Genomic DNA, 20688 nt, shown 5'->3' with positions numbered 1-20688 from the left:
ACCAACGGTCGACAGATCCAAGCCAGGACACACCGGTCTGCTCTCACGCGAGTCAAACCGCGGTCCGGGACAGCACGCCATCATCCTCACAGCTCCCGCTGGAGAAGGCGACGACGCTGCAAGCCCCGGACCACAAGGGCCTGTCGGAGTCCGTGCTGGTCGCCGCGCCCCTGGACTCCGACCGCCGGGTCCTCGTCATCGGCCGCCGCGGCGGCCCCGAGTTCCTCGGCTCCGAGGTAGCCCGCCTCTCCTACCTGGCCTCCCTCGCCGTAACCATCCGCGCCACCGCCTGACCCACGCGAAAACCCCACTCGCAGACTGTTTGCGAGTGGGGTTTTGCTGTGGGTCAGGTGAACTGGAAGTACGCGAGGGCCCAGAGGCCCGCGATGATCAGCAGGACGACGATGCCGATCAGGCTGACGATCAGGATCGCCTGGCTGTTGCTGCCGTTCCGGTCCGGGAGGTCGAACTGGGTGGGACCCCAGGCCCCACCGCCGTCGACCCGCCGGACCGCCTCGGGCGGTGGCTGGGCCATCGTCCGGGACTCCCGCTTCTCCCGGGGGAACTTCAAACCGTCCTCCGTGCTGCTTGCGTAGTACTGATCAGGCGTAGAACGACTCGTACTCGATCGAGACCTGCTGCGACGTGTAGCTGGCGGAGCTGTTCCCGCTGATCTCGACCTTCCAGCCGCCTACATAAGCAGAGTACGGCTTCCCGTCGCTGTGCGCCTCGACGTACGCCTTCACGGCGTCGACGTTGCCGCCCTTGAGGGCACCGAACGCGTCGCCGAGCGCGGCCGGCAGGGCCTTCTTCGCGTCGCCGGCCTCACCGGATGCGCTGATCTCGATGTCCTTGATGCCCTTGCCGCTGCTGGCGTAGAAGAAGACCCGCTGGTAGCCGTACTTGCCGACGTCCTTCTTGCAGGAGGTCGTGCAGACGTATCCCTTGGCCTTCAGCGCCGTCGTCAGCTGCGCCTGGGTGGTGTCGAAGGACTGGTCCGGCAGGTCCAGCGAGTCCTCGCCGGACTTGTGACCGGACAGCCGGACGCTCTGGCCCTGGTTGCTCAGCTGGAACTCGCCCCAGGTGGTGCCGACCTCGTCGGAACGCTGACCGGTCTTCACCGCGTCCTGGACCTTCTTCACCTGGTCCGCGCCGAACGTGTCGTTGCCGAGCGCCTGCAGCAGCTGGTCGAAGGCGACCTGGGCGTTGTTGAAGTTGTCGTCGTCCTCGGCCTGCAGCCGCACCGCGATGATGGTGCCGTCGGACTGGAACTGGAAGATCGCCTCGGCGCCCTTGCGGCCGTCGGTCTTGAAGCAGCCGCGGTGCGCGCCCTGAGCGGTGTTGAACAGGTCGCTGCAGCCGAAGCCGAGGCCCTGCAACTTGTCGGTCGCGGTCTTGGCCTGGCCGGTTGCATTGCCGAGCTCGCCGTTCTGGCCCGGACCGCCGGAGGTGGAGGTCGTCGGGCCGCCGGTCGGCTCACCGGTCGGCTGCCCGGTCGGCTGCTCCGTCGTCGTCGGCTGCGTCGTCGGCTCGTCGTCACCGCCGAACGCGCGGATACCGAGGAACACCAGCAGGCCGATCACGATGAGACCGATCACACCACCACCGATCACCAGCGGCAGCTTCTCCTTGCTGATGCCGCCCGGACCCTTGGAACCCGGTCCGCCCGGCTGCCACTGCTGGCCCGGACCGCCCTGCTGCTGGTGCCAGCCGCCTGGCTGCTGCGAGCGCTGGCCCCACGACTGCTGCTGGTACGCGCCACCCTGTTGCGGCGGCTGGCCCCAGCCACCGGCGGGCGGCTGACCCGCGTGTCCAGGCTGACCCGGTTGCCCAGGCTGCTGTCCCCAGCCGCCCTGCTGCGGGGGCTGGTCCTGCCGCGGCGGCTGACCGTGAGGGGGCTGGCCTTGCGGGGGCTGGCCTTGCGGCTGCTGCGGGGGCTGACCCCAGCCGCCACCCTGGCCCTGACCCGGGGGCTGCTGTCCCCAGCCACCCTGCTGTGGCGGCTGGCCGCCTGGTCCCCCGTGCTGCCCGCCTGGCTGGCCCCCCGGCTGCCCAGGACCCCATGGTCCCTGCGGCGGCGTCGTCATATGTGCTCCTTCTGACCCAGGTGTCGACGTGCAAAGTTAACAGTCGGACGGATCAGCGCCGCCGCTGGATCCATCCGGTTCGCGGACTGCCGAAATCGTTACGACTCGTCGGCCTTGGGCGTGGTCGCCACCGCCGCGGCCGCCTCGGCGCCGTCGTCGAGCAGCACCCGGAACCCGGCGGCGTCCAGGATCCGTACGCCGAGCTGGACGGCCTTGTCGTACTTCGATCCCGGCGAATCACCGACGACCACGAACGACGTCTTCTTCGACACCGAGCTCGCGACCTTCCCGCCGCGCCCGACGATCGCCTCGGTCGCCTCGTCCCGGCTGAACCCCTCGACGGTCCCGGTCACGACGACCGACAGCCCGGTCAGCGTCTGCGGCAGCGTCGGGCCGCTGCGCTCCTCACGCATGACCACACCGGAGGCTTGCCACTTGTCCACGATCGCCTGGTGCCACGGCACCTGGAACCATTCGATCATCGCCTGCGCGATGGTCGGTCCGACGCCCTCGGTCTCGGCCAGCTGCTCCTCGCTGGCCGCGCGGACGTCGTCGATGGTCCGGAACACCTCGGTCAGCGCCACCGCCGCGGTCGGCCCGACGTGGCGGATCGACAGCCCGACCAAGACCCGGGACAGCGGCTTGGTCTTCGCCTCCTCGAGGTTCGCCAGCAGCTTGCGGGCGTTGGCCGACAGGGCACCGGCTTTCGTGGTGAAGAACTCGCTCTCGGCGAGCTTCTCCTCGGTGAGCGCGAACAGGTCGCCCTCGTCCGCGATCAGCCCGCCGCGGATGAGCGCGTCGGCCGCCTTGAACCCGAGCCCTTCGATGTCGAACGCGGACCGCCCGGCCAGGTAGAACAGCCGCTCCCGCAGCTGGCCCTGGCAGTACTGCGAGTTCGGGCAGCGGATGTCGACGTCCGACTCCTTGGCCGGGGCCAGCACCGTGTCGCACCACGGGCACCGGGTCGGCATCTCCCACGCCGGCAGGCCCTTCGGACGCAGGTCCACCACCGGTCCGAGGACCTCGGGGATCACGTCACCCGCTTTCCGCAGTACGACGGTGTCGCCCGGGCGGACGTCCTTGCGGGCGACCTCCTTGGCGTTGTGGAGGGTGGCGTACTCGACCGTGGAACCGGCCACGCGGACCGGTTCCATGTGCGCGAACGGGGTGACCCGGCCGGTGCGGCCGACGTTCACCTCGATCTCGATCAGCTTGGTGTTGACCTCTTCCGGCGGGTACTTGTACGCGATCGCCCAGCGCGGGGCGCTTGAGGTCGACCCGAGCGCGCGCTGCAGATCGACCTCGTCGACCTTCACCACGACGCCGTCGATCTCGTGGTCCACCGAGTGCCGGTTCTCGCCGTAGTACGCGATGAACTCGTTGACCTCGTCGAGCGTGCCGACCCGGCGGGCGCGGTCGCTGACGGGCAGGCCCCAGGCCTTGAGCTGGTCGTATGCCTCCGAGAGCCGTCCGACGTGGTAGCCCTCGACCTTGCCGAGGCCGTGCACGACGAACCGCAGCGGCCGCCCGGCCGAGACCCGCGGGTCCTTCTGGCGCAGTGATCCGGCCGCGCTGTTCCGCGGGTTGGAGAACACGTCCTTGCCGGCCTCGACGAGCTGGGCGTTGAGCTCCTCGAAGTCCTCGACCCGGAAGTAGACCTCGCCGCGGACCTCCAGGAAGGCCGGGAGGTCGTCGCCGCGCAGCTGCTCCGGGATGCTCTTGATCGTCCGGACGTTCGGCGTGACGTCCTCACCGGTGCGGCCGTCGCCGCGGGTGGCGCCGGTGACGAGCTTGCCGTTCTCGTACACGAGGTCGAGGGCGAGGCCGTCCACCTTGAGCTCGCAGAGGAATCCGCTGTCGTGGATCTGTTTGACCGTGACCTCGCGCTCCAGCCGCTTCGCCCAGGCCTCCATCTGCTCGGCGGAGAACGCGTTGCCGAGGCTCTCCATTCGCGTCGGGTGGTTGACCGGCGTGAACAGCGTGGAGATCGGCGCGCCGACCTTCTGGGTGGGCGAGTCCGGCGTCCGGAGCTCCGGGTACTGCTCCTCGAGGCCTTGCAGCTCGTGCATCAGCGCGTCGAAGTCCGCGTCCGAGATGATCGGGCTGGCCAGGTAGTACCGCGCTCGGTGGTCCTCGATCTCCTGGCTCAGCTCAGCGTGCCGCGTCCGCACGTCCGCGGGTGCCTCAACGTTCTCGCTCATGAGGTGAATTTACAGGTGACGACCGACAATTCTGCTCAAGCGTCGGCGGCTTCGCCGACGACGTCGACGATGTCGCGGAGGAGCTTCAACCGCGCTCTGGCATCGGCCGGTGACGGAGCGGCCGCCAGCCCGCAGGCGGGCGTGATGACGACCTTCTTCAGCAGTTCCGGGTCGAGGCCGAGTTCGCGCCAGCGCCGTACGAGCGGGTCCGCTGCCTGCTCGGCGGACGGCAGCGCCCCAGTGGTGGGTACGACGCCCGCGTAGATCGTGGTGCCCGCCTCGGCGGCGATCGCGATCTGGTCCCAGGCCGCAGTGTTCAGCAGGGCCGTGTCGACGGCCACCCCGCTGGCTCCCGACTTGGTGAAGACCTCGACCGGAGGCCGGGCGGCGCAGCAGTGGACGACGGTGGGTGCACTCGTGGTGAACAAGCTGAGGAGCTCGACAGCACCAGGGCCGTCGACAGAGCGGTGCTTGCTCCAGCCGGAGGCCGTCGGCACAGCTCCCGCGAGTACGGCGGGCAGCCCGGGCTCATCCACCTGCAACACGACCTCTGCCCCTGGAACCCGCTTCCGTACGTCGGCCACGTGCTGCTGCACACCATCCGCCAGAGCCTGCGCCAGGTCTCGCCGCGCACCGTGGTCCGCCAGCATCTTGTCCCCACGCGGCCGCTCCACCGCAGCAGCCAGAGTCCACGGCCCGGTGACCTGTACCTTCAGCAGGCCCTGGTACCCGTCCGCGTACTCCTCCAGCACGTCCAGGTCCTCGTGCAGCAATGCACGCGCCCGCCGCTGGTCCAGACTCGCCCGTGAATCCCCACCACCGGTCAGCCGCCACCCGACGGGCTGCAGGTCAGCAGCCAACCCCGTCAGTACGGCGATGGTCCGGCTGATCATGTCGCCGTACGGACGCGCTGGAAGCTCAGGCAGGAACGGGAGGTCGACCAGCTCGAGTACAGCGCGCATCCACTCGCGGATGTCATCACCAGGGAGCGAGCCCAAGCCACTCGTCGTCATGGGGCCCCCGTCCTGGACTGAGGAGCGTAGGGAGCGTAGCGACTGAAGCGACGAGGGAAGGACGGGGACCAAGGCCCCATGACCCGCCGCGCCGGAGGCGTGGCATCCAGTTCAGTTGTCATACCGCGGCAGTGACTCGCTCGACCGTGTCGATGGTTGCGGAGCCGATCACCCGCGTGCCGTCGTACAGCACGACCGCCTGCCCGGGTGCGACGGCAGAGGTCGGCTCAGAGAACTCGACCTGAACCTGGTCACCGTCCAGCCAGGCGGTGACTGCCACCTCGTCACCGTGGGCGCGGAGCTGCGCCTTGACGGTCATGCGATCGGCCGGAGCGGGGCCGCACCACCGGGGCTTGGAGGCGGTCAGGCACTCGACAGCCAGCTCCTCGCGGGATCCGACGGTCACGGTGCGGTCGACCGGTGAGATGTCGAGGACGAATCGCGGCTTGCCGTCCGCGGCCGGCGTACCGATCCGCAGGCCCTTGCGCTGGCCGATGGTGAAGCCGTGCGTGCCCTGGTGCTCGCCGAGCTTGTTGCCGTGCGCATCGATGATGTCGCCGGGCGCCTCGCCGAGCTGTGCGCTGAGGAAGCCCGGGGTGTTGCCGTCCGCGATGAAGCAGATGTCGTGGCTGTCCGGCTTGGCCGCGACCGACAACCCACGGCGCTCGGCCTCCTCGCGCACCTCGGTCTTGACCGTGTCGCCGAGCGGAAAGAACGCGTGCGCGAGCTGCTGCTGTGTCAGCACGCCGAGCACGTACGACTGGTCCTTGGCCGGATCCACGGCTCGGTGCAGCTCACGACCTTCAGCCGTGTCCACGATGCGCGCGTAGTGGCCCGTCGCGACCGCGTCGAAGCCGAGCGCGAGGGCCCGCTCCAGTACGGCGCTGAACTTGACCTTCTCGTTGCAACGCAGACACGGGTTCGGTGTACGGCCGGCGGCGTACTCGTTGACGAAGTCCTCGACCACGTCGGCGTGGAAGCGCTCGGCCAGGTCCCAGACGTAGAACGGGATGCCGATCACGTCCGCGGCCCGTCGGGCGTCGCGGGAGTCCTCGATCGTGCAGCAGCCCCGTGCGCCGCTCCGATACGACTGCGGGTTGCGGCTGAGCGCCAGGTGCACGCCGGTCACGTCGTGCCCGGCCTCTGCCATCCGCGCGGCCGCGACCGCGGAGTCCACTCCGCCGGACATGGCTGCGAGTACCCGCATCAGGTGTTCCTTCCCACGTTCTGCAGTCCGGCGGACTTCGCCCGCTCCACGACCGGTCCGATGTTCTCCAGTACGGCGTCGATGTCGGCGCGCGTACTCGTGTGCCCGAGGGTGAACCGGAGCGAGCCGCGGGCCCGCTGGTCGTCGTACCCCATCGCCAGCAGCACGTGGCTCGGTTCGGCGACCCCGGCGTTGCACGCGGACCCGGTCGAGACCTCGATCCCGCGGGCGTCGAGCAGCAACAACAGCGAGTCGCCCTCGCAGTCGCTGAAGGACAAGTGTGCGTTACCGGGCAAGCGGTCCGTCGGGTCCCCCGACAGCAGCGCTCCCTCGACGGTGCCGGTGATGCCGCGGATCAGGGTGTCCCGCAGCTCGGTCAGCCGACTGGCCTCGTCCGCCTGGTGCTTCACCGCGTGCTCTGCTGCCACGGCGAACCCGGCGGTCGCGGGCGCGTCGAGAGTGCCGGACCGTACGTCGCGTTCCTGTCCACCGCCGTGCAGGATCGGCGTCAGCTGCGTCTCCTTGTGGACGACGAGCGCCCCGATCCCGTACGGACCACCGAGCTTGTGCGCGGACACCGTCATCGCGTCCACACCCAGCTCACCGAAGTCCACCGGCACCTGCCCGATCGCCTGCACGGCGTCGGTGTGCACGGGTACGCCGTACTCCTGGGCGATCGCTGCCACGTCGGCGACCGGCTGCAGCGTGCCGACCTCGTTGTTCGCCATCATCAGCGTGATGAACGACACGGACTCGGGGTCGCGCTCGACGGCCCGCCGTACGTCGTCCGGACGCACGCGACCGAGCTCGTCGACCGGAAGCCACTCGATCTCGGCGTGTTCGTGCTGACCGAGCCAGATCGCCGGGTCGAGCACCGCGTGGTGCTCGATGCCGCTCAGCAGGATCCGGCGCCGGCGCGGATCGGCGGCCAGGCGGGACCACCACAGGCCCTTGAGCGCGAGGTTGTCCGCCTCGGTGCCGCCGGAGGTGAACACGATCTCGCTCGGCTGCGCCCCGAGGGCGGCGGCGATGGACTCGCGGGCTTCCTCGACCGTTCGCCGCGCGCACCGGCCGGAGCCGTGCAGTGACGACGCGTTACCGGTCCGGGAGAGGTGATAGGTCATCGCCTCGATCGCGGCCGGGAGCATCGGGGTCGTCGCCGCATGGTCCAGGTACACCGTGCGACGGTCGGAAGCAGTCATATCGGTTTCAAGGGTATGTCCGGTCCGGATGTTCCCGCTCCCCGGGAGTCAGCGCGCGAGATCGAGCGTGCACCGCTCCTCGAACCGGGCCCCGATCCGGCGGAACATCCCGGCCGCCTCCAGGAGCGCCTCCCGGTCCCCCGTCAGACGCCCCCGGGCCCGTCGGAGGACCGCCTCCGCCCAAGCGTTCTCGCTAACCGCCCGCTCCAGATACTGCGCCGCATCCGCATGCCCCAACACCACGGCCAACTCAGCCCCGACCGCGTGAGCATACGAAACCCACCACGGCTCCGAAAAACCCGCAAACGCCCGCTCCACCACCCCCACCTCGCCGCCCACAAGCCCATCCACCCCCGGCGGCGCGATCGGCTCGATCGCCCCCGTTCTCCTGGTGTCGTGGCGGTGGAGGGTGAGGCGGGCTTCTACGAAGGCGGCGGGGGCCGCCAGACCGGGGTCGTCGGCTGCATCCGTCACGCGGGCGATCTCCAGGGCGCGGGCCTGCCAGACCGCCTCCTGTCCGCTGCGGAGCAGTCCGTGGGCAAGTGCTGCCGTTGCGGCGGCCGAGGCCATCCAGACCCGCGGCGGGCATCCCGCCGCCCGCCAGCCGTTCCACATCACGTCGGCAGCCTGCACGGCGTCCTCGAACATCCCGGCAAGCGCGTAGGCCCGCACCTTGCGCGGAGCGGTGATGTACGGATGACCATGCACCGGGTCGTCGATCAACTGCGCGAGCCGGACGGCCTCGACGATGTCGCCGACCGCAATCGCGGTGGTCGACGCCACGTGGAACGCGTCGACGATCTCGGCCGCAGCCCGCGGATCGTGCGCCGGAAGGGTCGCGGCCAGCGACATCCGCTCCTTGGACGCCGCGTCGGCCTCGCGCATGCGTCCAACCGCGGCGACCGCAGTGCCGTAAGCATCGAGCGCACTCATCAGATCCAACGGCCGGTTCGCCCGCCGAGCAGCGGCCACGGCATCCTCCGCCGACGCAACCCCGAACCGATCCGCCCAAGCCCACGCCACCCGCACCAGGACACTGTCGCCCGGGTCGCCGGGAAGGAGGCTTGCTCCGCGGTCTTCGGGCAGGTCGGCGGGGCGGGTCATCTCGTAGCGGTTCAGGATCGTCACCGCGTACCCAGAAGCGTCAGCGGTCCCGTCCGCGGCCGATCGCATCATCAACTGGTACGCGTGCCCCCCATCCGCGACGACCAGCGCAGCATCAGCCGCATCACGCAGGTCGTCGTACCGCTCGGCCGCCTCCGCTGCATTCGCTGCAGCAACCAGGTAGTGCTCGCGCGCCTCCAGAAAGCGCCGCCGCGCAAACGTCAGATGAGCGAGCTTGCGAGCGACAGACCGTACGCCGCCACTCGCCACCCGCAGGTCCGGAGCCAACAGGTCGAACTCCTGCTGCCACTCCTCCCCCGCCTCCAGCCGCTCCTCCAGCTCGGTGGCGACCTGGTCCGCCCACGCCACATGGAGCGCAGCAACCTCGTCGTACTCGTCCTTGAGCTCTTCGAGCGCGAAGACCCGCACGGTCTCCAGCATCCGCCAGCGACTGGTCGCCGCGTGCTGACTGCGGTGCAGGAGACTCTTGTCAGTCAGCCGCCCCAGCAGGTCGCTCAACTCGCCCCTAGTACAGCCCGGCGACACACCAGCGACTGCAGCAAGGTCGAACCCACCAACGAACACACCCAGCCGCCGGAACAACCGACGCTCGTCGTCACCGAGCAGGTCGTAGCTCCACCCGATCACCTGCGCCAGCGAGTTGTGCCGCTCGTTAGGACCACGTCCTCCGGACAGCAGGCGCAGCCGATCGTCCAGCGCCGCCAGAAGCCCGTCCGGCCCCAGCGACCCGGCACGAGCCGCAGCGAGCTCAATGGCCAGCGGCACGCCGTCCAGCTCGGCACACACCTTCTGCGCAAGCTCACTGTCATCCGCCAACTCAGGCGCGACCAGAGCTGCCCTGTCGCGGAAGAGCTGCTCTGCCTCGGTTCCTAGCGTCAGCGGCCCGAGCTGCACCGGCCGCTCCCCCGCCACGCCAAGACGCTCGCGGCTCGTCACCAGTACTGCCGTCTCAGTCGCCTCAGTGAGGATGCGGGCGACCAGACCGGCTGCCTCGTCCAGCAGATGCTCACAGTTGTCCAGAACGAGCAGAGTCCGGCCGCGCTTGAGCCGTTCGAGTACGGCGTCCGCAAGGGTCTGTGGTGGTTGCTCGGTGGCCTGGAGCGCTTCGGCAACCGCAGCGACCACGAACCCAGGACGTACCGGGACGAGATCGACGACTGCACCGCCGTACGGGTAGTTGTCGGCGATGTCCGCTGCGACGCGCAGCGCGAGGCGGGTCTTGCCCACACCACCAGGACCCAGGAGGCTGACGAGGCGGTTGCTGCCGAGTGCTCTGGTCAGCTCGGCGCGGTCCTGCTCACGGCCGACGAACGTCGTACCTGGTTCGGCCGGCGTACTGAAGCCCGGCGGTTGTGAGTCCGCCACGTCCGCGAGTGCGGCGAGCTCGTGCCGGTCCGCGACGCCGTACTTGCGCAGCAGCGACGAGATGTGGCTCTCGACGGTCCGGATGCTGATGTGCAGCCGCCGGGCGATCTGCGCGTTCGAGCGGTCGCCCGCGAGCGCCGCGAGTACCTCGGCTTCCCGCGCCGACACGTCCTTCGGACCAGCCATTGGCCCATCATGCGGGATCCGTGGTCCTTCCGTGGCCGGTACGGACGACTTTCCGTGGCGCCCGCGCCGACTGTGGAGGAACAACCTCGGAACCAGGAGAAGACCATGGGACGCGTACTGCTGGACATCACGATGTCGCTCGACGGATTCGTCACCGGACCCGGAGCGGACCTCATGCACGGTCTCGGGATCGGCGGTGATCCGCTCCACGACTGGATCGGCGGCGACGCGGACGCCGACCGCGAGGCGTTCGATCGCACCTGCACAGGCATCGGCGCCGTACTGATGGGGCGGCGGACGTTCGACGTCATCGACGGGCCGCAGGGGTGGAGCGCCGACGGGTTCGGCGGCGAGCGGCCGGCGATCTACGTGGTGACGTCGAATCCGCCGAGCCGGGTGCGGCTGGACGGCTGGTTCGAGTTCGTGCCGGACGGGATCGAGGCCGCGCTCAAGCTCGCACAGGCCGCCGCGGGTGCGCGGGACGTGATGATCATGGGTGGCGGGCACCTGTGCCGGCAGTACCTGTACGCCGGGTTGGTGGACGAGCTGCGGGTCCACGTCGCGCCGATCGTGCTCGGCGACGGCACCCCGCTGTTCGAACGGACCACCCTGACACCGATCCGGCTGGTGCCCCGAGGCACTACGAGCACACCGAACGCAACCCACCTGACGTACGACGTACCTCATCAGGAGCAGTGATGACACAAGAGATCCTCGACCGGCGGGCTGCGGCGGTCATCGAAGCGAACAAGTACATGGCGCTGGGGACGGTCGGAGCGGACGGGCTGCCCTGGGTGACGCCGGTGTACTTCACGCCGGACGGGCACGACACGTTCTACTGGGCGTCGTCGCCGAACTCGCTGCACTCGCGCAACCTGGCCGAGCGGCCGGACGTGAGCATCGCGATCTTCGACTCGACCGTCCCGATCGGCGGGGCGTCGGCGGTGTACTTCCGCGCGCAGGCCGCTCTCGTCCCGGACGACGAGCTCGAAGCGAGTGCGACGCTCTTCTCGTCTCGCTACACCGAACTGCGCGCCTACACCGCCGACCAGCTGCGCGACGACCTCCGCTTGTATCGTGCCCGCGCCACCGAACACTGGATCCTGGTCACCGGCGGCGACCCGGAGTACGGCACCGGGCTCGACTCGCGGTGCGCCGTGTGGGCCTGATGACCCGCTGACAGGCAATCCTTCCGGAGAGCAATGTCTGGTGGATCGGAAGGCGGACGCATGAGCGACTGGTGGACTGAACACAAGCAGAACCAGCAGCTCTCCAACTTGGAGAGCGAGATGTCGTATGCGCGTCAGGAGGCCTCCAGTCTCCGGTCCCAGCTGTCCCGGATCCAGGGCAGCCTGCAGAGCCGCGTGGACAGCCTGTCTCGCGCTTTCGACGCCTTCGTCGAGCTTTCCGATCTCCGCCACGAGACGGCCGGTTTCGTCGACGCCGCCGAACTCCGCCGCTACGCCACCCGGGTCCTGTCCGCCATGGCGTCCAGCACCGAGCTACCGGAGCCCGGCGCGCCCGTCGCCCGATACTGGTTGAGCCCCGCCACCCAAGCGCTGATCTCCCTGCACGCCTCGACGCCGGACGAGCAGGCGATCAGTGCGGCGATGGAGCTCGACCAGCGCCGTACGTCGATCTACCTGTCGCTGGCATTGGCGGTGCTGGGTCAGCGGCACCAGGTGCAGAACGAGTGGCTGGACGTCGCGTTCGGCGTACCGGCCGCGGACGGGACGCTGACCCGGGTGCAGCGGGTGCTGTGGACGACAGCTGCGCGTGGGGGCTTCGGGGCCGACGGTCTGGAGCTCGTGGTGAAGCGGCTGCAGTCGGCCGCGTCACCCGACGGCGGGTGGCTGTCGCGGCTCGAGATCCGCGGCAGCTCGAGCCGCTCGAACGGCCCGCGTCTCAAGGCGACCGAGCAGCAGGACGAGGCGGCGTACCGCTTGAGCCGGATCCGCAACGCCGTCGAGACGATCCTCGGCAACACCGAGGCCCGCGAGCCCGACCCCGACCTGACCTACCCGGAGACCCGCAAGACCGACAGCATCCCGGACGACACCACGTCGTCCCGTCGCGGTGCCAAGTCGTCCGCCAAGGCCGAGAAGGAGCCGGCCGAGGACAGTGCCGCGGCCATGCTGCGGCTGCTGATCTCCGAAGGCAGCGAGCCGGAGCGCGAGACGCTGGCTCGCATCGCCGTACTGCGTGCACGCGTGAGCGGAGGTGCCGAGTCGGACACGCAGAAGCTCGACGACTCGGCCGGCACGGTCGACGAGCTGCTCACCGAGGACCTCGGCCTGTCCTCCGACCCGTACCTGTCGACCGCAGCCCTGCGCGTTGTCGGCCCGTTGGTGCTGCCCGCGGTCGAGACCGTGGCGCAGACCGCCGAGCTCCCCGCCCCGTCGGAGGTCTCCGTCGAGAGCGGCGTACACACGATCACCGTCCGCGCCGACGGACCCGACCAGCTCGAGCTCGGCAAGGCGACGTCATCGATCAACGCGTCCGCCGGCGTCATGACGACCGGACAGCGCGCCACTCCGATCGCACTCCTGGTGGTCGGCGCGGTCGTGGCGATCGGGCTCGGGTTGTTCCTGCACTGGTTCTGGATCGTGGTCGGCCTGGTCGTGATGGCCTTCGGCCTCAACAGCTACGTCAAGCTGCGGGGCGCCATCAAGGCCGACAAGACCCGAGCCGCCGGAGAGATAACCAACCTCAACGAACGCTGCACAACAGCCGCCACAGCACTCGCGAACTACCTCGACAACACCGAAGCCCGAAAAGCCGCCATCGCCGAAGACCTAACCACCATCCGCCACCAACTAACCACCTGAACCAACAGATCCGCCCACACCAGACGCAGATGGGACAGCCCGGCTCGGGCGGTGCCGGGCCGGGCTGTTGGGGGTGGGGTCAGGACTTGCGCTTGGTGACTTCTTCGGTGGCGGTGGGGAGGACCTTGTGGAGGTCGCCGACCACCCCGAAGTCGACCAGTTCGAAGATCGGGGCCTCGGGGTCCTTGTTGACCGCGACGATCGTCTTCGAGGTCTGCATGCCGGCCCGGTGCTGGATCGCGCCGGAGATACCGGCCGCGACGTACAGCTGCGGCGACACGGTCTTGCCGGTCTGGCCGACCTGGTAGGCGTGCGGGTACCAGCCTGAGTCCACCGCCGCGCGCGACGCACCGACAGCGGCGCCGAGCGAGTCGGCGAAGGCCTCGATCGGGCCGAAGTCACCGCCCGTACCGCGGCCACCGGACACGATGATCGCGGCCTCGGTCAGCTCCGGACGACCAGTCGCCTCCCGCGGCTTCGACTCCACGATCCGCGCGGTCTTCGCGGCGTCGGAGATCGTGACGTCGAACTCCTCCACCTCCGGCGAGGTCTCGGCGGCCTCGGGAGTGGCGGCGTTCGGCTTGACCGTGATGATCGGCGTGCCGTGCGTGATCTTCGCCCGCACGGTGAAGTTCCCCGCGAACACCGACTGCGTCGTCACCGCGCCACCATCGGCAGCGGTGACGTCGACGGCGTCGGTGATCAGGCCCGAGTCCAGCTTGACCGCGAGCCGGGCCGCGATCTCCTTGCCCTCGGCGTTCGACGAGATCAGGATCGCCGACGGCTCGATCTTCGCCGCGACCTGCGCCAGCGCCTCGGCCTTGGGAGCCACCAGGAACTGCGTGAGCTCCGGGTCAGACAGGGCGATCACCTTCGTCGCGCCGTACTGCCCCAGAGCCGGCAGCGCCGCCTGCACCTCAGTGACACCCTCACCGACGAACACCGCGACCGGCTCGCCGAGCCGGCGGGCGATCGTGAGGAGCTCGGCGGTCGTCTTGCGGACCGCACCCGCGGTGTGGTCAACGAGAACTAGAACGTTCGACATAACTAGACCCGCACCCCTCAGAGGAACTTGTTCGTGGACAGGAACTCGACCAGGCCGGCGGCGCCGCTACCGTCCTCGTCGGTGACGATCGTGCCGGCGGTCCGCGGCGGACGGGCGGTCACCTCGACCACCTCGGTCCACGCCGACGAGCCGCCCACCTGCTCCGGGGTCAGCTCGAGGTCGGCCAGCGACCAGGTCTCGACCGGCTTCTTCTTCGCGGCCATGATCCCCTTGAACGACGGGTACCGCGGCTCGTTCGCCTGGTCCGACACCGACAGCACCAGCGGCAGCGTGCCCTCGATGGTGTCGCTCGCGGTGTCGCCGTCACGGCGGATCCGCACGGTCTGCCCGTCGACGGTCACCTCCGAGCCCAGCGTCACGGCCGGCAGCCCGAGCCGCTCCGACACCATCGCCGGAACGACACCCATGCCGCCGTCGGTCGACCCCATGCCGAACACGACCAGGTCCGCTTCCAGCTTGGCCAGCGCCTTGGACAGGATCAGCGAGGTGGCGACCGCGTCCGAACCGTGGATCGCGTCGTCGAGAACGTGGACACCGGCGTCGGCGCCCATCTGCAGACCCTTCTTCACCGCGTCGGCCGCCTGCTCGGGGCCGACCGTGAGAACGGTCACCCCAGTGTCACCAGGGTCGCCGGCCTCCTTCACGGTGAGGGCGGTCTCGACGGCGTACTCGTCCAGCTCGGACAGCAGCCCGTCGACACCCGCACGGTCCACCGTGTTGTCCTCCGGGCGGAAGCGGCGGTCCGCGGTGGCATCCGGCACGAACTTCGCGCAGACGACGATCTTCATAGCGTGTGGGACCCCTTCTGGTTAACGGTCTCTGCCCAGCCTGCCACGGATGTTACTCGCGAGAAACATAACTCCGGTGCGAGTCCCATCACAGTCTTGTGGACGACTAGGGTGAGTCAGTGACCGAGACGTTACCGCTGACCGGTGAGAGGACTGCGCCCGGGATCTGGCACGAGAACTATTGGTTCGCGCGCCATGATGCCGCCTATCGCTGGATCACGGCCCACCTGCCGATCGGGACCGGTCGCGTCCTCGACGCCGGCTGCGGCGAGGGCTACGGCGCGGAACTGCTCCGACTCGCCGGCGCGAGCCCGGTCACCGGGCTCGACTATGAAGATACGACGTTGCGGCACGTCCGCCGCGTTTATCCACAGGTCAATGTCGCGCGCGGCAATCTCGTGCAGACGCCTTTCGCGGACGACGCTTTCGAGACCGTGACCTCACTGCAGACGATCGAGCACCTCTGGGAGCAGCCGCGGTTCGTCGCCGAGTGCGCGCGCATTCTCGCTCCCGGCGGAACGTTGGTCCTGAGTACGCCGAACCGCCTGACCTTCCCGACCGGGAACTGGTACCACACACGCGAACTCACCGCCGCCGAGTTCATCGAACTCCTCGAGCCGCACTTCGAGATCACGCAGGCGCTCGGACTCCACCACGGCGAACGGCTGAGGTCCTGGGAGACGCAGTACGGATCCTGTGTCGACGCGCAGCTCGCCGCCGGGCACGACCAGTGGGACGACAACCTGGCCGCGCTCGTGCGCAGTACGACGTACGCCGACTTCGAGATCCGCCCAGGCGACCTGGACGAATCTCTCGATCTGGTTCTCGTCGCTACGGCCGGATGATGCGTTCGAGGATCTTGCCGGCGATCAGGTAGACGAGCGCCGCGATCCCCCAGTTGACCAGCAGGGTGTTCTTCGCGGTCTCCAGCCGGAACAGGTCCTTGAACGGGCCGACCAGGTCGTGACCGCGCTCCAGGATCCAGCGCACGATCTCGTTGCTCTGGTTGGTCTGGTCGAGCGCGGTGAACAGCGCACCGAGCGCGAGGACCGCGGCCGCGAGCACCGCGGCCAGCCAGATCAGCGACGCGATCAGGTTGCGCAGCTTCCGGACACCGGAACCGACCGAGGTCAGCGCCTGCTTGCCCATGCCGGACGTGCCGCTCTTCGAAGCCGGTTTGTTGCCCGAGGCACCGGTCGGCTTCGCGGCAGGCTTGCCCGTCCCAGCGCCTGTACCAGTGCCCGCACCAGTGGCCGCCGCAACCGGCGCCTTGTGAGCGGCACCCGTCCCGGCATCCTTCGGGGCTTCCTTCGGGGTATCGTCCGGCCGACCAGGCGCGGCCTCCTCCGAGGCGGCCGCGTCCGCTGCCGGCGTCTCGGCCGCGGCCTTCTCCCGGGCCCGCTGCTCCGCCACGATCTCCGCCGCCGTCTTCGGCCGGCCCGTCTTCGTCGCGGTCGCCGTACCCGAACCGCTCGCACCGGCCTCGGCGCCGGTCGTGGTCTTGTCGGCTTCGGCCGCCGGGTTCAACTCAGCCTTCTCGTCCTTCGTACCCACGTCGTCCATCTCCTCAGCCGGGGTCCGTTCCTCGTCCGTGGCCGCTGCGGTCACGTCGGTCGCCGTGGTCACTGTGGCCGGCGGTCTCCTACGCCGGCTGACCGGGACCGGGCGTGGCGACAACCGTCGGCGCGCGCCCGCAACCGGTGCCGCTGCCGTGTTGTCATCTACTTCCTGTGCTTCCGGGTTCACGCTCGTGTTCACGCCCATGTCTGACTCGTTCGTTTCAAGCACTGGTTCCAACGTAGCGCTGCCGCCGACCACTGGCTCGGCCACGCTACTTCTCCTCTCCGATGCTCATCCGGTCGTGGGCGTCCGACCGGATGTGGGGGCCATAGTGCCCGACTGGTGAGTAACTTGAGAACCCCTCACGCTCTCTTTTTCACCATCTGCTTCTACCTCATCACCACCCGCATCCCCCGGCGCCACGCTCTGGGACGGCATCACAGGGGTCTCACCGGCTTTGAGCAGCCCGGCGGTCCGGGCGTTCGCCGCGGCCAGGCCGGCCAGGTACTTGCGGCGCTCGGCGTTGGCGGCGTACCGGGCAGTGCGGTCACCGAGGACCTTGGCCGGTACGCCGGCCGCGATCGCGTACGCCGGAATGTTGCCGCGGGCAACGCTGTTGGCGCCGATCACCGCGCCGCGGCCGATGTCGGCGCCCCGGGTGACCGTGACCTTGGTGGCGAGCCAGCAGTCCGGGCCGATCCGGACCGGCGACTTCACCAGGCCCTGGTCCTTGATCGGCAGGTCCAGGTCCTCGGTCTTGTGGTCGAAGTCGCAGATGTAGGTCCAGTCCGCGATCAGCGTCGACGCGCCGATCTCCACGTCCAGGTAGCAGTTCACCGTGACGTCGCGGGCGAAGACCACCTTGTCGCCGATCCGCAGCGTGCCCTCGTGCGCGCGCAGCCGGGTCTCGTCACCGAGATGCACCCATTTGCCGAGCACGATCCGCCCGTGACCGGGCCGCGCCACGATCTCCAGGTGCTTGCCGAGGAACACGAACCCCTCGGTGATCACCTGCGGGTGGCGCAGCTTGAACCAGGCGAACCGCCAGTAGCGCTTGAGGTAGTACGGCGTCCACGCCCGATGGCGCACCACCCAGCGCAGATTCGCCACGGACAGCAACCGCATCAGCACACCCTACTGCGCTACTCCGGTGATCGAGACGTTGTAGTACAGCTCGTCCGGTACGACGGCCGACAGCGCCTTGTCCACCTTGGACAGCTGCAGCCACGACTTGTACGCGAACATCCGCCACCCGAACCCGAGCTTCTGCTCCGGTACGGCGGCCTCGAAGGTACGGATCGGCCATCCGACCCACGCCGCCAGCAACTCCTCCGTGACGGTCTTCACGTCCGCCGCACCGGCCCGCGACGCCATCCGGGCCAGTGTGTCCGGGTCGAACGTGTGCAGGTCGACCACGGCCTCCAACGCAGCCGCTCGGGAGGACTCGTCGAGCTCCTCCTGCGGCCGCCGCCAGCGCGCGAGCGCGGGCAGCTTGGTCACGTTGGTGGTCGCCCACCAGGTGAAGCGGGACAGTCGCCGGGCCACGAAGTCGCCGTACCGCGTCGGCTCACCGCAGATCACGAATCGCCCACCCGGCTTGAGGACCCGGAGCATCTCGCGGAACGCGAGCTCGACGTCCGGGATGTGGTGGATGACCGCGTGCCCGATGACGAGGTCGAACGTGTTGTCGTCGTACGGCAGCTTCTCGGCGTCGGCGACCCGCCCCTCGACCGCGAACCCCAACGTCTTGGCGTTCCGCTGAGCGGCCTCGACCATGCCCGGCGAGAGGTCGGTGACGTGCGCCTCGTCGAGAACGCCGGCCAGCTTGAGGTTCAGCGTGAAGAAGCCGGTGCCGGCACCGATCTCGAGCGTCTTGCCGTAGGGCCAGCCGCGGCTTCCGGCGACCGCGACGAAGCGGTCCCGGGCGTAGTCGACACAGCGTTCGTCGTACGAGATCGACCACTTCTCGTCGTACGTCGACGCTTCCCAGTCGTGGTACAGCACCTGGGCGAGCTTGTTGTCGTTCCAGGCCGCCTCGACTTCTTCGGCAGAGGCGACCCGCTTCGCGGGAGCAGACATCAGATTCCCTTGCTCTATTTACCTAAAAACGTGGCCTTACCGGGGCCGTTCTCGACGAAGGACTTCATCCCGATCGCGCGGTCCTCGGTGGCGAACAGTGCCGCGAACTGCTGACGCTCGATCTCCAGCCCGGTGGTCAGGTCGACGCCCAGCCCGGAGTCGATCGACTCCTTGGCCGCGCGCAGCGCCATCGCCGCGCCGCGGGAGAACTGCGACGCCCAGGCAACGGCCGCGTCGTACACCTCGGCGGCCGGGACCACCTTGTCGACCAGGCCGATCTGCAGCGACTCGGCGGCGTCCACGAAGCGGCCCGTGTAGATCAGGTCCTTGGCCTTCGACGGGCCGATCAGGCGGGACAGCCGCTGGGTACCGCCGGCGCCGGGGATGATACCGAGCAGGATCTCGGGCTGGCCGAGCTTGGCGTCCTCGGCGGCGATCCGGTAGTCCGCGCAGAGCGCGAGCTCGCAGCCGCCGCCGAGCGCGTACCCGGTGATCGCGGCAACTGTCGGCTTCGGGATCGCGGCGACCGCGGTGAGCGAGGACTGCAGCGGACCGGAGCGCTTGGCCATGTCGGCGTACGACATGTCCGCCATCTCCTTGATGTCCGCGCCGGCAGCGAACACCCGCTCGCCGCCGTAGATGACCACGGCGCGTACGTCGTCATCGGCCGCGGCCTCGAGCGCCGCGGCCCGGATCTCCTCCTGGACCTGGACGTTCAGCGCGTTCATCTTCGGCCGATCCAGCCGGATCGTGCCAACACCCTCACTCACGGTGAGGTTGACGAACTCGCCCATGGCGTCCACTCCTTACGGTTCCCGGGGCTTACCGGTCGGTCACATCCCCGGGAACCGTACCTGACAGGAGCAGGAGCTTAAACATCCACCGCCTGGCCGGAGGCCGCCGAGCGGCGGGCCGCGTCGACGATCTTCAGCGTGCGGAGGCCGACGGCGCCGTCCGGCTGCGGTACGACGGCCGGCACCTGGCCGGGCTGCGCCGGGCCGGAGGTGCGGACGGCGTCCAGGAACGTGTCGAGCAGCGACGCGTCCAGGTTCCCGCCGATCGGGAGGAAGACCTCACCTGCGGCGTCCGTGCCGCCGACATGCGCGACGAACGGCTCGATCTCCACGGATCCGTTGGTGCCGGTCACCTGCAGCGAGACACCGCCCCAGGTCGGACCGTTGTCCGGAACGCTCCACGAGCAGTCGATGGTTGCCAGCAGCCCGTTGTCGTAGTTGATCGTCACCAGACCGCCCGTCTCCACCTCCACACCCTTGTCCTGGTGCAGGATCCGGTTCGCGGCGGCGTACACGCGGGTGGCGGACGCACCACCGGTGAGGCCGTCGATCAGGTCCGCGCAGTGCACGGTGTGGTCGACCAGTGCTCCCCCACCGGCGAGTTTCGCGTCGGTGAACCACTGGCGGGCGGCGTACGGGATCTTCCCGTTGTTGGTGCCGAGAATCGCGAACACGTCACCGAGCCGGCCGGCTTCGACGTTCGCCCGCAGTTGCGCGTACGCCGGCGCGAACCGGACCGGGTACGCGATCATCAGGATCGTCCCGGCCGCCTCGCACGCCGCGAGCATCGCCTCACCGTCGGCGACCTCCGTGGCCAGCGGCTTCTCGCACAGGACATGCGCACCGACGGCGGCGGCGCGCTCGACCAGTTCGCGGTGACCCGAGTTCTCGGACGTCACCACGACCGCGTCGGGTCCCCACGCGAACAGTTCGTCGTACGAGTCGACGTACGGGATGCCGAACTGTGCGGCGAACTCGGCCCCGCGCGGACCCGGGTCCGGCGCCCCGGCACCGTCAGGGTCGGCGGACAGTACGTCGATGTCGGGCAGCGACGCGAGCAGATGCGCGTACGAACCCGCGTGGACGTGTGCGAACGAGGCAATCGCAACCTTCAAGCTCATCGACGTCCTCGCTTCGCTCCGGGCGCCGATGAGGCACAAACCCGGCTGTATTTGATGATGAACTCG

18 protein-coding genes and 1 pseudogene are annotated in these 20688 nt (G+C 69.2%); 5 read left to right on the top strand and 14 right to left on the bottom strand.

Translation table 11 applies throughout. From position 1 onward, the window contains the following. Positions 1–293, top strand: a pseudogene (locus EV651_RS38850) (amino acid-binding protein); the annotation flags it as partial. A gap of 53 nt (positions 294–346) precedes the next feature. On the opposite strand, the gene EV651_RS38845 reads toward EV651_RS38850, so the two are convergent. The 7 genes from EV651_RS38845 to EV651_RS42105 form a co-directional block, all read right to left on the bottom strand. Continuing rightward, a complete protein-coding gene (locus EV651_RS38845; RefSeq protein ID WP_133790810.1) occupies positions 347–571 on the bottom strand; it encodes a hypothetical protein in 225 nt (74 codons plus the stop codon). A 31-nt stretch (positions 572–602) separates the two neighbouring features. Then, entirely contained in the window at positions 603–2087 is a 1485-nt protein-coding gene (locus EV651_RS38840) for a hypothetical protein (RefSeq protein WP_133790808.1), read from the bottom strand. Positions 2088–2185: 98 nt separating this feature from the next. Beyond that, complete coding sequence (gene ligA, locus EV651_RS38835; RefSeq protein WP_133790805.1) at positions 2186–4288, bottom strand: NAD-dependent DNA ligase LigA; 2103 nt, start codon at positions 4286–4288, stop codon at positions 2186–2188. Between the two features lie 35 nt (positions 4289–4323). Continuing rightward, positions 4324–5250 carry a methionine synthase vitamin-B12 independent gene (locus EV651_RS38830; RefSeq protein WP_238157481.1) on the bottom strand — a complete coding sequence of 309 codons (927 nt, stop codon included), beginning with the start codon at positions 5248–5250 and terminating at the stop codon, positions 4324–4326. A 169-nt stretch (positions 5251–5419) separates the two neighbouring features. Further along, entirely contained in the window at positions 5420–6508 is a 1089-nt protein-coding gene (gene mnmA / locus EV651_RS38825) for a tRNA 2-thiouridine(34) synthase MnmA (protein WP_133790802.1), read from the bottom strand. Further along, on the bottom strand, positions 6508–7710 hold the full coding sequence (locus tag EV651_RS38820) for a cysteine desulfurase family protein (protein ID WP_133790800.1): 1203 nt from the start codon (positions 7708–7710) through the stop codon (positions 6508–6510). Before EV651_RS38820 ends, mnmA begins: the two co-directional genes overlap by 1 nt. A 48-nt stretch (positions 7711–7758) precedes the next feature. Beyond that, positions 7759–10386, bottom strand: coding sequence for a LuxR C-terminal-related transcriptional regulator (locus tag EV651_RS42105; RefSeq protein ID WP_133790798.1), 2628 nt, complete (start codon positions 10384–10386; stop codon positions 7759–7761). A gap of 105 nt (positions 10387–10491) precedes the next feature. Here EV651_RS42105 and EV651_RS38810 point away from each other — a divergent pair, with 105 nt between their 5' ends. The 3 genes from EV651_RS38810 to EV651_RS38800 are packed head-to-tail and all read left to right on the top strand — an operon-like array spanning position 10492 to position 13214. Beyond that, a complete protein-coding gene (locus EV651_RS38810; protein ID WP_133790796.1) occupies positions 10492–11085 on the top strand; it encodes a dihydrofolate reductase family protein in 594 nt (197 codons plus the stop codon). Further along, positions 11085–11555 (top strand): pyridoxamine 5'-phosphate oxidase family protein, encoded by a 471-nt coding sequence (locus EV651_RS38805; protein ID WP_133790794.1) that lies wholly within the window; start codon positions 11085–11087, stop codon positions 11553–11555. Before EV651_RS38810 ends, EV651_RS38805 begins: the two co-directional genes overlap by 1 nt. A 60-nt stretch (positions 11556–11615) precedes the next feature. After that, positions 11616–13214 carry a hypothetical protein gene (locus EV651_RS38800; protein WP_133790792.1) on the top strand — a complete coding sequence of 533 codons (1599 nt, stop codon included), beginning with the start codon at positions 11616–11618 and terminating at the stop codon, positions 13212–13214. Positions 13215–13293: 79 nt separating this feature from the next. On the opposite strand, the gene EV651_RS38795 is transcribed toward EV651_RS38800, so the two are convergent. Both EV651_RS38795 and EV651_RS38790 read right to left on the bottom strand, forming a co-directional pair. Next, positions 13294–14259, bottom strand: coding sequence for an electron transfer flavoprotein subunit alpha/FixB family protein (locus EV651_RS38795; protein ID WP_133790790.1), 966 nt, complete (start codon positions 14257–14259; stop codon positions 13294–13296). A 17-nt stretch (positions 14260–14276) separates the two neighbouring features. After that, positions 14277–15068, bottom strand: a complete 792-nt coding sequence (locus EV651_RS38790; protein WP_133790788.1) for an electron transfer flavoprotein subunit beta/FixA family protein — start codon at positions 15066–15068, stop codon at positions 14277–14279. A gap of 119 nt (positions 15069–15187) precedes the next feature. Here EV651_RS38790 and EV651_RS38785 point away from each other — a divergent pair, with 119 nt between their 5' ends. After that, entirely contained in the window at positions 15188–15913 is a 726-nt protein-coding gene (locus tag EV651_RS38785; RefSeq protein ID WP_133790785.1) for a bifunctional 2-polyprenyl-6-hydroxyphenol methylase/3-demethylubiquinol 3-O-methyltransferase UbiG, read from the top strand. Here the strand turns inward: EV651_RS38785 and EV651_RS41710 are convergent. The 5 genes from EV651_RS41710 to EV651_RS38755 all read right to left on the bottom strand — a co-directional run bounded on the left by EV651_RS41710 (position 15900) and on the right by EV651_RS38755 (position 20622). After that, positions 15900–16832 (bottom strand): hypothetical protein, encoded by a 933-nt coding sequence (locus EV651_RS41710; RefSeq protein WP_238157480.1) that lies wholly within the window; start codon positions 16830–16832, stop codon positions 15900–15902. The genes EV651_RS38785 and EV651_RS41710 overlap by 14 nt on opposite strands. Positions 16833–16919: 87 nt before the next feature. Next, positions 16920–17753 carry an acyltransferase gene (locus tag EV651_RS38770; RefSeq protein ID WP_133790779.1) on the bottom strand — a complete coding sequence of 278 codons (834 nt, stop codon included), beginning with the start codon at positions 17751–17753 and terminating at the stop codon, positions 16920–16922. Positions 17754–17762: 9 nt separating this feature from the next. After that, the gene (locus EV651_RS38765) at positions 17763–18707 is read right to left on the bottom strand and encodes a class I SAM-dependent methyltransferase (RefSeq protein ID WP_133790776.1); all 945 of its coding nucleotides are present in this window, start codon (positions 18705–18707) and stop codon (positions 17763–17765) included. A 14-nt stretch (positions 18708–18721) separates the two neighbouring features. Further along, positions 18722–19501 carry an enoyl-CoA hydratase/isomerase family protein gene (locus EV651_RS38760; RefSeq protein WP_133790774.1) on the bottom strand — a complete coding sequence of 260 codons (780 nt, stop codon included), beginning with the start codon at positions 19499–19501 and terminating at the stop codon, positions 18722–18724. Between the two features lie 77 nt (positions 19502–19578). Beyond that, positions 19579–20622: a Gfo/Idh/MocA family protein gene (locus EV651_RS38755; RefSeq protein ID WP_133790772.1), complete on the bottom strand. Its 1044-nt coding sequence runs from the start codon at positions 20620–20622 to the stop codon at positions 19579–19581. Between the last annotated feature and the right edge of the window lie 66 nt (positions 20623–20688).

It is taken from the genome of Kribbella sp. VKM Ac-2571, from assembly GCF_004362255.1.
GTDB lineage: Bacteria > Actinomycetota > Actinomycetes > Propionibacteriales > Kribbellaceae > Kribbella > Kribbella pratensis.
The sequence above is the reverse complement of the archived record's forward strand: the minus strand, read 5'-3'. Positions and strand labels throughout refer to the sequence as shown.